Source organism: Glaciecola sp. XM2, from assembly GCF_018595715.1.
GTDB lineage: Bacteria > Pseudomonadota > Gammaproteobacteria > Enterobacterales > Alteromonadaceae > Glaciecola.
The window spans coordinates 184,340-196,141 of sequence record NZ_JAHEOJ010000019.1 but is presented as its reverse complement, the minus strand read 5'-3'; the positions used below and the strand labels follow the sequence as shown (position 1 = coordinate 196,141).

Below are 11,802 nucleotides of genomic sequence, written 5' to 3'. Positions count from 1 at the left end.
GTTGGTATGACTCCCTTTGTCAAGTTTGACAAAACAATCCTGTGACATTCTTTCGGTCCATAAGATATTTAAAAATTAAGCTAACGCATCAGATGAGGCAGTATTGTCGTCGGTTTACATGCTGGTATCCGTAGGTTACTTATTTTTCAATAAGCAGAGCTGACCTTACTTTTTCCGCCGCAGTGCCTTCTCATCACTCTATGTTCGTGGGTCAAAAACGTGTTGTTTATTGCCTTCCTAACACCCTCGGAGGTTGCACCACATCCGCGGCCTGATCTAAATGCGCTAGCTTAAAACTCTTTATCATGCTGGCACTCTACTAGTGCGCAATTTTGGATTGACCGGTGTGAGTACCACTTCTTTGGTAATCGCCCATATGTAAGCCGCCATCTCCCTGGCAATCGCTGCAATGATTAAATTGTAGTGTTTGCCCTGCTTACTCATGCGTTGATAGCGCTTGCACAATCGTAGTTGCGCCTTCCAAGCAATGTCCAAAATATCTTTGGGTAAGCACTCTTGTCGCTTTTGTAACTCGGTAGAGATATTAGCGGCGAATCGGTAACTATGAGCGCCTTCGATAAGTAATCGTCGTGCACGGCCATTACCTGTTTTGGTAATGGCCCCAATACGGCGTTTACCACCAGAGGAATGTTCTGAGGGCACCAGACCTAAATAACTCATTAGCTTTCTTGGGTGGTCAAAGCGGGTTAAATCACCCAGCTCAGCCACTACACCAACAGCAACCAATAGTCTTACTCCTCGCATAGATTGAATCGCCTTGACCACAGGATAATAGCGCCACTGACGTACTTGATGTTCAAGTTCATTATCGAGTCGCTCTAAGCGCTGTATTCGTTCAGTGATGGTTTGAATGTATTCTTGTAACACGATGTGCTGTGCAGGATGCGGCAGTACCATTTCAGTGAGCCAACGAAGGTGTTTCTTAGACCAGTTAGCCACTCCGTCGTAGTGAATATTGTTTCGCAGCAAAAGTGCCTTTAATTGGTACTTTGCATCCTTTAAATCTTTCATGGCTGTTTCACGGCCACGAGATAAATCACGTACAGCCTCATCTTCCGGCTCGGGGACATAGATGGGGGATAGATCTTCAGATTTTAGTAATTTCACGAGCTTAAGTGCATCGCGTCTATCGGTCTTTATTTTATCACCAGGCTTTTTAGGAATGAGTGACGGCGCTACCACATAACAACAATGACCTAAGCTGGTGATAAACCGATAAATCCAATAGCCACAAGGGCCTGCTTCGTAAACAAAGTGCAGAGTTGCGTTTGGGTATTTGGATTCAAACTGACGCACAAGCTTTTTCACGCTTACTTTTGAAGAGGCTATGCGTCCCATATGAACCGGTGCTTTCCCTCTACCATCTTCGCAATACGCCACTTCGTGAAATTCTTTATGAGTATCCAATCCAATAAAAATTATGCTATGTTTATTCATGCTAGTCTCCAAATTTATATAATGTTTAATCGACAATTATTTATGGCACTGGCTATTGTAGCTAACCCACGAAAATGCGGAGACTAGCACTTTTGAAGGGAGTCATAATGTCTATACAACAAGTAATTGATTACGACTTTTCATATAACCTGACCGCTAAGACATCCTGCTTAACACCATGTAAAACGGCATTTGCGGTAGAACCAAGTAAGAGTTTTATACCGCTTCGGCCATGCGTCCCGATAACAATTAAATCAACATGATTTTCATTAGCGATCTGATGAATTTCGTCAGCAATTAAACCAGACTTTACATGCACATTGTCTTGCGCGATCCCGAATTTCGTTGCTATTTCACTGAGCTTTGTCTTTGCGTTTTTGGTCCAATCTACGTCGTTATAACTCGTATCAGGCATGCCATAAAGATATGGTTGAACGTAATACGATGGCAATGTGATATAAACAAGGCCTACATCCTCAGGCGAGTCAGCGATGGACAGTGCCTTCTCAATAATATGTTCATATTCTGCATCGTAATCAATAGCCACTAAAATTTTCTTATAAATACTCATGGTTGCACCTCTTGGTCTTTAGTAAAACAAACTTGTGATAAACATCTGAGCACAAATATCTTAATGGATATCGTAGTGTGTATACGGCGTGTAAGGAAGCGGCGTGACCCGATATTCAGGTTGCAAATAAGCAACCACGTCAATGAGCTCTGTCACTGTCATCACATCATTGTAAATAATCATCTTAGATTCTCCAGTGGCCTCATCGGTTGTTATCCACTTTGGACCTCTCGATATGCGATGAGAAGGATTAATAATGCTTGTAACGAGTTGCGCATAGGTCTTAATTTTCGGTGATGCTCCGCCTAAACGAATCTTCTCGTCAAGTTGACTTTCAAAGGCACTATCATCAAGTCCATCTACCGTATGACATGCCATGCAGTTATGCTTAATAAAGACCTGTTTTCCAGCTTCCATATTGCCCTCTGGCAGACTAAAGCCTGTAGGCGCATCAACGCCTTGACCACAGCCTGTAAGTAAAAAACTGATTGCCGCTAGACCTAACATAATGCGCCGACTCATAACATCTCTCCAATTTACAAAATGTATTCTTTACACTACCTAGCATACCGTTAACAAAATTGTAAAGTTTGACCTACGTCAAAAAACCGTTTAGCTAAAAGAAAAGCCAAAACTAAAGAGGCCAAAGAAACGTTGTAACGCAAAAAAATGTAAGCATACAAAAGATAAGTCCACCTAAATGAAGTGCGCAGACGCATAAGACCTTGAAATCAGCAGTATAAATACCAACCTTCTTATTATCCATGATTACCGAGCATACTATGCTACCCATCCTATTTCTTGTCTTACTAGCGAGTGTGATCATTGGCTGGATCGTTTTTCAGCCTACATGGCGAGACTATCAACGTAAAAAAATAGCATCCATACCGTTTAGTCGGGATTGGCGAAAAATCATACAGCGCAGGATGCCTTATTTTCGGTCCATGCCTGCTGATTTGCAGCTGCAGCTCAAACGCCACATTCAGATATTTTTAACAGAGAAAAAGTTTATCGGGCTTCAAGGCATAGAGATTAATGACGAGATAAGAGTCACTATAGCGGCCCAAGCATGTCTGCTTTTATTAAACCGTAAAACTAATTACTACCCCAAACTCAAGAGCATTTTGGTTTATCCCAGAGCCTTTGTCACAAAACATGATACTTCCCACGCTAACGGCGTGAAGTTCACCCAGCATGCGATTTTATCGGGAGAGTCTTGGGGTTACGGGAAAATCGTTTTATCTTGGCACGATACCCTCGAGGGTGCGCAGGTACCTCATGATGGACGCAATGTGGTTATCCATGAATTTGCACACCAACTTGACCAAGAAGACGGCTCAGCCAACGGAGCACCGATACTCGGTAAGCATCAAAGCTATGAAAACTGGTCACAAGTGTTCTCAAAGCAATTTATGCTGCTGCAACATCAAGCTGAAATTGGGGCCAAATCAATTTTTGATTACTACGGCGCAACCAATCCCGCTGAATTTTTCGCCGTTGCAAGTGAGGTGTTTTTCGAGCAAGCGCAAGCGTTTAAACAAGACTATCCAGAGCTTTATGAGCAACTGCGCTTATACTATAGGGTGGATCCAGCGATATGGTGAGCATCCATACATGGATAATAAAGCTAGGTTTTTTGGGTGCTTTTTGCCAACGCTAAAAATGCTTGTGAACTTACCGGCTTGCTCCACAAATACCCCTGCCCATAAGTACAACCAATATTCAGTAACTGCTGGCGCTGTTTCTCAGACTCTACGCCCTCAGCCACTACTCTCATATCGAGGGTTTGAGACATATTCACAATCATTTCAACAATCGCTAAGTCTTTATCCGATTCGAAAATTTTATGTATAAAACTGCGATCTATTTTTAATATATTAATATCGTTTTTGTGCAAATAACCAAGGTTTGAATAGCCCGTTCCAAAGTCGTCAATAGCAACACGAACGTTAAGACTGATGATCTTACATAGCGCGACATTAAACTTGCTATGCATATCAAAAAATACCGACTCGGTAAGCTCAAGAATAAGGAACTCACCATCTAAGTCGTACTCTTCAAGCACCGCTTGCACTTTATCTTCAAAATTGCCTCTTTGAAATTGAATCGCAGACACATTTACTGCAACACATAAGTTGGCTAATCCAGCGTCGTGCCATGATTTACAGGTTTTAACCGCCTCACGTAACACCCAATAGCCTATTTCACTGATAAAGCCAGACTGCTCAGCAATAGGAATAAACTCAACCGGAGAAATCATCCCAAGCTCAGGATGCTCCCAGCGAATAAGGGCTTCAGCTGCGACCACTTCACCAGTCTCAATCATTTGTTTACTTTGATATAGCAAGCTAAACTCATGATTGGTCAACGCCGCTCTTAAGTCTTGAGATAGCCTCAAGTGGCGCGCGCTGTCTTTATTCATATCGGCGTTAAAATATTGATAGCTGTTTCGCCCACTGCGCTTGGTTGAATACATCGCCAAGTCAGCCTTTTGATACAACTCAGAAAAACCAGTGGCATCCCCTGGAGCGACTGAAATACCAATGGAGACCGTTGGCGAAATATTGCTCGCATCAAGCTTAATAGGCGCGCTCACCACTTCAAGTATCTTTTCAGCCAATGCGGAGTAATGTGGTGAGTGGTCGTCACGTTCATGCAGTGCAATTACCACAAATTCATCACCGCCAAAACGACAGACGGTATCCGTCTCGCGTACGCAGTTCATTAATCTATCGGCCACAGTTATCAGCACAGTGTCGCCGATAGCATGCCCAAGGGTATCGTTAATAGTCTTAAAGTTATCAAGGTCAATAAACAACAATGAGGTTTCAAAACCCTCTCTTGCGCCCAACTTTAAGCGCTCACGAACAACATCTTCCGCCATCGCTCGATTAGGTAACCCAGTGAGTGCATCATGGTTTTGTAGACGTATGATTTCTTGTTTGGACTGAGTGACCTTTTCATTTTCTTGAGCTAAATCGCTTAAAAGCTGTTGGGTATTCACAAAAGCCAAATACACCGAAAGACTCACGATTATTAAGACTAAGATAAGCACAATTGCCGTATCTATATCGGAAGGCGTGGTCTCGTTAACATAAAAGCCGTATTGGTTGGCAAAACCATTTAGTAAAATATTGCAGCATATGACAAGCAGCAAAAATCTCACAAACGTCAGATTTGATACCAGCATAGCGAAGATTAACAACGCCGGGAAAGCTAAAATCGCTTCATCATTGAGGCCTTCGCTACGCCACATAAAAAAGCAGGATGTAAGCGTAGCGCTTACCAAGAATAAAGATGTGCCAAATTTGGGTTCAAAACGTTCGGCGATATAATAGCAAACGACACAAACAAGCATATTTGCTACAAAAACACCCACCGCAAACCAGTTTTGCATAAGAGCAAAATAGCCGGTAAGTAATAGGGAGCAGAGGATGCTAGCAACGATGACCTGTTGAAATACGTGTAATTTAAAGTGCACGATGGGCTTGCCGTTAGACTCAAGCAACTTAAAGATTTTAGACACCTTCCATTTGGGTTTAATTGTTGAAAGCTCTCAATAAAATTACACTCTACCGGTACAATAAGGCGAACCTTGTTGGATTGCAAGTAAGCGTGATTACTTATCAGAAAACATCATTCGCATCCGCGCATGTCTGCGCGGACAAAGCATAAATTACCCATTGGCTAACTCAAAAATGTTGCCGCTTTTCCTCGTCCTTCCACTGCCCGTTTACGCAAAGTAAATGCAATGATCCGTTCTAGCTTAAAGGCAGTTCTTTCTTCGATATCATCACGTGAAGAGTTACCGGTGCGACGACATACCCGTTGTAGATCCCAAAATACTGCGCTAGCAAATAACGATAAGAAGCGTCGCTCTACAAAATACCTATTTTGTTGAGCATCCTCACTTTCCTCACAAATTGGGTCGACAATTTTTGCCATTTTGTCATAAAGGCGAGAGCGTATACTGTCTTTGGTGCCCGTCAGTACGAGGTCTTGGATGGTGCTAACAATACCATCGTAATCGCCTAGAGCGTTCAGTAACTTGGAGTCGGTCTCTTCGTCCGCCTCGCGGTCGCGCGATTCAGGGATGTCGTTACCAGGTAAGAGGCTGAGTGTCACTTTGAGAATAAATCGTAGCCTATCCTCTGTGGGTCTTAATATATTGATGGTTAACAAACGATCAGTTTTGCCCGCTGGGCGCATTGCATGCAACACAAAGCATTCATCATGGCTACCAAAATTGTCCGAAGAATGAGGATATCGACGATGTATCTCGTTGACGTAGTCTTCAAATAAATCGAAGTCTTCTTCGCTCGCCAATTGACTTGGGTGCGTCTCATCAGAAATGCGTCCAGGGTTTGGATAGACCGTTATGCCATTGATGCGCTTACCATCGTGGTTAGGCTCAATATTATTACAGTATTCATTAATTTCAGTGATGATACTTTCAGACGGCACAATGGTTTCGCCTGTCGCATAGTTATTTACATTGCCATACAAACCTAAAACAAGAGAGCAGAAACGCGGGTCTATCACTTTATATGCTTCTGCTCTGGCAGAATTACCAAGGTTATTAATGGCTTGTTTGGCGACGATGTCGGCCGTAGGCGTGACTAGTGGCACGTGACCAAGCTGGTCTTGGATAGAAATAATTTCTTGCTCAAACATATCGAGCGCCGTTTCTAGAGAAACATTGAGCATGCGACACACTTGCGAGCTGATGTCTTCTAAAATAAAAGGAATTGCGCCGCCTGGGATGCCAATACCCACCATTCGCTTTAAACCCTCTAGCGATATTTTAAGGTCTCTGCGCTCACCAACGCGGCTGCCAAATACCTCATTCATAGTATTATGAAGCATTGTGAGTGCATCAGTATCAATATCTTGAATAGTGTTACCATGAATAAAGTAGTTGATATCATTGTGCGAAGTACCTCCTGCTAAAGGCGCGATGGCCACCTCAATACCGTCTATACCCGCCTCAACTGCCAACATTTGAGTTGCCGCCGCCTTTGCCTCATCTGTACTATGACAGTGCAAAAATACCGGCAGCCCCAAGGCTTTCAATGCAGGAATGAGGTCTTTTGCCGCATCTGGCGCTAACTGCCCACTCATATCTTTAATGGTAAATGAGTCTAACTGTCCTCCTGCGGCCTCGGCTATACCCATCAATTTTTTGGCATATTCCACATAGTACTGAGTGCTATAGCACGAATTTTCATCGAAATTTTTAGGGCGTACATAAGAAAGCGCTGCCTGCACATGCAACCGTTTGGCCTTGGGTGACTGCCCTTTTTTTATCAAAGCCTCATTGACCTGCGCTGCTTCTAAGTCTTTACGCACCATATAATCGATAGACGCGCGTAAATTTTCATAGTCGTTGAGTGCATCGAAGTTTCTGATGATTAAGGCTTCTTCTTTGTCGACGCTGCTACCCGCGTCGACTAACAAATCGATATTTTTTTGCTGTAGGCTAGTCGGGTAGTGTTTAAACCCAAGCTGGTTAGCACCACGCAGCAATATTTGCAGCGGTAGCCTTTTCCCTGTCTCATCTACTGTCTTTCTGGCAATACGCAACACATTATAGGGGTTATACCCTTGTTGCATGGCAATTTGATAGCTCTGACCACCGCCAATCTCTAAGCTTCCAAAACCTACCGCTGCGGCTTGTTCTACCAAACGTGTTACTACATTTGTTTCAAATGTCCATACACCAGTCGATTGCATCGAGTCGCGAAGAAGCCAACAGAGCTTTACCTTTTTTTGCTGCATAGTTATCCAAGGTTTGTTCAAGAGGAAAGTTAAGAGTATGCGACAAGGTGAGTAGTAATGTAAATTTTAAAATCGTGGTAATTGTGTGCTTTTTAGTTTATTGGGCTATTTAGCGGCTCCTTGCCTTCGCAAGAATAACGAAATGGAGGTTATTTAGTAGCCAAGCTACCTTTCATTTATTGGATTTTAAAGTTTAAAAAAGCCAGCACGTGAAACACGACTGGCTTTATTTTTTACTAAGTTACTTTTTATCACTAGGATACAAATGCTGCCACCACTGCGGCTCATCTTTTAGCTTCATATCAAAGTAAGCCAGCTTGGTTTGCCACCACCTGAAGCGTCGTTCACGGCTATTCACATGATGGTCATCGCCTTGAAACTCAATCAGCTCAACATCTTTGCCAAGCAGCATAAGCGCAGTATACATCTGGTGGCTCTCGCCTACCGGTACGTTAGTGTCGGCGTCACCATGCACTAGCAACAGCGGTGTCGTCACCTTGTCGGCGGCAAACACTGGGCTTTGCTCAACATAAAGACTGGTTCTATTCCAAGGCCACGAGCCTTTGGTTGCAATACCAGAGTAGCCATAGCCCCACCAGCCATGGCCCCAATAGGAGGTTAAATTACTGATGCCCGCGTGTGAGATGGATGCAGCAAACATGTCGGTTTTTGTAGCCAAATACATGGTCATGAAGCCGCCATAAGATGCGCCCATGTTACCAAGACGACTTTCATCTACGAATGCATGCGCATCAACAAAGGCTTTTGTGCTTTCAATGATTTCCTCAGCGGTATTAATACCCCAAGCATTGACATGACGCGCCGAAAATTCTTGCCCATATCCAATAGTGCCAGAGGGTTGCAAGACATACACAACGTAGCCCATCGACGCATACCAACTAAACGGATAGCGCCCAGTAAACCCCCGACCTACGGGCACTGTGCCTGCGTAGTAATAAATAATCGCTGGATATTTCTTTGTTTCATCAAAATCGGCAGGATAGTACACACGCCCATCAATGAACTGCCCTGATTCAGTCGTGTAATCCCAATCCTTAAGGGTGACCAACTCAATATTGCTAAAATCCTCGCTCACTGAATCAAACAAACGCGTGTCGTTACTCGCTCTGAGTCTTTTTGTATATACGCGCTGCGGAACAGTAGCGTTACTGCCAGCATACACCAACTGTGGCCGCCTGCCCTCAGAAATAGAGAATGCAGTCATTGCTTCTACGTTTATTTCAACTTTGGAAAAGCGCTCATCGTCAACGTCATATTCATATAGCTGTTGACGGTCTTGTTCGGTCACATTCAGCAAAAGATTGCCGTTTGCAAACACTTGAGCGCCGCTAATGCTAGGGTCAAAATTCAATGATAATGGTTTTGTGTTGTTATTATTATCCAGCAGATACAACTGACCATCGTAATCGTTGGCAATTGACTCTTGGCCGATGTTTTCGCCCAAACCGTCACTAAAACTTGGTCCAGCAATGACGATGATGCCGTCCTTATGATACTGCGCAGTATTGAGAGTTCTATACTCTCCCAACAAGCGCTCATCAGACGTATCTAAATCAATTTCGAGGAGTTGGGTTAAACTATGCGGGGGCTGATCGTAATCGATAGGATTTCTGCCAATAATCGCCGTTCTTTGCTCGGCATTTATATCGAATACTCTTGTCGATAGCGCGTTATCGGTAACCTGTTTGAATAAGCCAGATTGAATATCAAGTATGTAAAGCTGCTGATTGCCGCGAAAGTAGTTCCAGCGGTCTTCTAACGCACGAAGTCTCTTAGTAAACGCATGAGGCTTATCTTCAGGTTTATGCCATGACAAAAGGAGTTCGCCATCGCTTAAGTATTCGAGACTGCGAACGTCTTTAATGTCCGTCGCTAACTCCTTTAAGCCCCAAGAGCTGGTATCTAGCTCAAATATTGTATTGTCATGCACAAATGCCAGTACTTTGCTGTCATCTCGCCAGGTAACATTGCGCGGTGTTGTACCTTGAAAGCGATACACCACGTTTTGCGAATCTACATCGATAATTTCCACCAAACTATGGGGAGTATCGCCACCTAAATCGCTATACCAGCTCTTTGACCACATTAGCAATTCACCGTTAGGTGACAAATCAAGCATGCCCACGTTTTTACTATCGTAAAAGTGACGCATAGTCGGGCGCATGCGCTTACTATCATCACCAAAGGTCACGGCGACCTTCTGATTGTTTTGTTGCTCTTGCTCCGGTGTTTCCCATGCTATTGTAAAGCTTTCCCAATCTTCAACACCCGACACAATCAACAGTGCACGATGGTCTTGATTTAGGAGCTTTAGTGAAAACTCACCATCACCACTGATGGCCTGGCCGTTTAAAAACAATGAAACGTTCGCAGCACCTTCAACGTTAAGTTTACCGGTTACAAACTGATGTGCCGATATAGAAAAGCGTAACATGTGGGTGCCGCCCGCTTGTCCGCCAAGTGCGTTCCAAACCTTTTCCTCGTTAAAGACGCGGATTGGCTGCCCCTCGTCTAATGCCTGCGAAATCTTCCTAACAATGTTGTGCTCGGCAGTGGATTGAAAAGGATGCGCGTTAAGAGCGTGCGCCGCGTTTTCATCTTGTAGCGTGATTTTGCTAATCAACGCCTTGTCGATAGGCTCAGCTAAAGCCAAAGGCGCAAGGAAGATAAGTGTTAGAGCTAGAAAGTACGTTGTATGTTTCATTGTTATTCTCTGTCGTTATTATTCATGAACCTAGCCGCTATTACGATGCAATGGAGTCGCACGTTTTTGAGCGCTTTGGTTTGTGTTAGCTAGGGTAAACTAGGAAGGATGCTGGCGCAATGTTCCTTTAAGGACTTGGTTAGCATACAGATTTTGTTGATTTATACATCTAACGCGATTAAAACTATGGCACTTACCTCCCCCGCTTATGCCGCGTGCTTGCATCGCCTTGGTTCATGCTTCACCTATGAAGACTTTTACAAATGAGGTTTGGCTTATTTAAAGCACTTGTTGATTGACAATATCCGCAACCGCTTTGCCCCATTGCTCATATATGTGAGGACCGGGATGGAACCCATCTTGTGCCATGGCGCTGGCATCCGCCTCAAAGTTCATCGGAAGGTAATACATATGGACGCTTAAGGCTTCACTTTGGCCGTCGCTCACATCACGATTATGCTTTTTCACATAAGCTTCCTGTTGTCTGTCAAAATGTGTTGCTCTAGCGCCTAAAACATATCGCAGCGGCTGAGGGAGCAACGGGAATTTCCCCATAGGTGGCATGCCACTGATAATAATATGTTTAGCGTGTAGTTGTGTTGTGCAGAACTCACATAAAGCGCGAAGGCTGTTTAAACGAGTCTTACTAGTACAAAACGACGTTACATCGTTTACGCCTAAACTCAGTACCACGACATCAAACACCTCATTTTCACTCAGGTTTGCCTCTGCATGCGCCAGCATATCGCGGGTTTGCATACCTGACTCTGCAATTAAGCGCCATGTTGCACCTATTCTTGCATCTAAGTGTTTGCGAATATTACCAAGCAGTGCCTCATCTTGATGAGTTGCTCCCACACCCGCTGCCGCAGAGTCACCCATGATAAGCAACGATAGTGGTGTTTGTGAGCTCGATGCATTATTTGAACTTGGACCACCTGCTCTTTCGCCATCCGCCTCAGGCAACTTTAGCGCTGTTTTGCGTACTTTTTTACCCTGTAAAACCAATAATGGAAATGTGATAAGCGCGACGAGTTTGTAGAGAAGCATTGATTCAACTTTGCTGGGTTAGGAGTGAGTCAGTATAGTCGATAAGTGAGCCTTTCGGAGTGCAGAAATCAACCGTGCAATATATTACACATATCGAATAAACGTTTTAAGAATCTTCTCATCGCTCTAAGGGCCAATCGTTTACAACGTTTTATATAGCGCTTGTGTAAACAAGCGACATCTGCTGTACTGACTGCCAAGCACCACAAAACCTTTACTC

Annotated in this window: 8 protein-coding genes; 1 reads left to right on the top strand and 7 read right to left on the bottom strand. The window is 43.8% G+C overall.

The features are described from left to right. Positions 1-303: 303 nt before the first annotated feature. The 3 genes from KJ365_RS04695 to KJ365_RS04685 form a co-directional block, all read right to left on the bottom strand. Positions 304-1,458: an IS110 family RNA-guided transposase gene (locus KJ365_RS04695; protein WP_214449579.1), complete on the bottom strand. Its 1,155-nt coding sequence runs from the start codon at positions 1,456-1,458 to the stop codon at positions 304-306. Positions 1,459-1,588: 130 nt separating this feature from the next. Beyond that, complete coding sequence (locus KJ365_RS04690; RefSeq protein ID WP_214450473.1) at positions 1,589-2,029, bottom strand: universal stress protein; 441 nt, start codon at positions 2,027-2,029, stop codon at positions 1,589-1,591. A 60-nt stretch (positions 2,030-2,089) separates the two neighbouring features. Continuing rightward, positions 2,090-2,551 carry a c-type cytochrome gene (locus tag KJ365_RS04685; RefSeq protein ID WP_214450472.1) on the bottom strand — a complete coding sequence of 154 codons (462 nt, stop codon included), beginning with the start codon at positions 2,549-2,551 and terminating at the stop codon, positions 2,090-2,092. Between the two features lie 260 nt (positions 2,552-2,811). On the opposite strand from KJ365_RS04685, the gene KJ365_RS04680 reads away from it, so the two are divergent. After that, a complete protein-coding gene (locus tag KJ365_RS04680; RefSeq protein WP_214450471.1) occupies positions 2,812-3,633 on the top strand; it encodes a M90 family metallopeptidase in 822 nt (273 codons plus the stop codon). Between the two features lie 23 nt (positions 3,634-3,656). On the opposite strand, the gene KJ365_RS04675 is transcribed toward KJ365_RS04680, so the two are convergent. From KJ365_RS04675 to KJ365_RS04660, 4 genes are all read right to left on the bottom strand, one after another. Then, positions 3,657-5,555: a putative bifunctional diguanylate cyclase/phosphodiesterase gene (locus KJ365_RS04675; protein ID WP_214450470.1), complete on the bottom strand. Its 1,899-nt coding sequence runs from the start codon at positions 5,553-5,555 to the stop codon at positions 3,657-3,659. Between the two features lie 161 nt (positions 5,556-5,716). Continuing rightward, positions 5,717-7,807, bottom strand: a complete 2,091-nt coding sequence (locus KJ365_RS04670) for a hypothetical protein (RefSeq protein WP_214450469.1) — start codon at positions 7,805-7,807, stop codon at positions 5,717-5,719. 241 nt (positions 7,808-8,048) lie between these two features. Continuing rightward, positions 8,049-10,532: an alpha/beta hydrolase family protein gene (locus KJ365_RS04665; RefSeq protein WP_214450468.1), complete on the bottom strand. Its 2,484-nt coding sequence runs from the start codon at positions 10,530-10,532 to the stop codon at positions 8,049-8,051. A 279-nt stretch (positions 10,533-10,811) separates the two neighbouring features. Beyond that, positions 10,812-11,582: an SGNH/GDSL hydrolase family protein gene (locus KJ365_RS04660; RefSeq protein ID WP_214450467.1), complete on the bottom strand. Its 771-nt coding sequence runs from the start codon at positions 11,580-11,582 to the stop codon at positions 10,812-10,814. Positions 11,583-11,802: the final 220 nt, after the last annotated feature.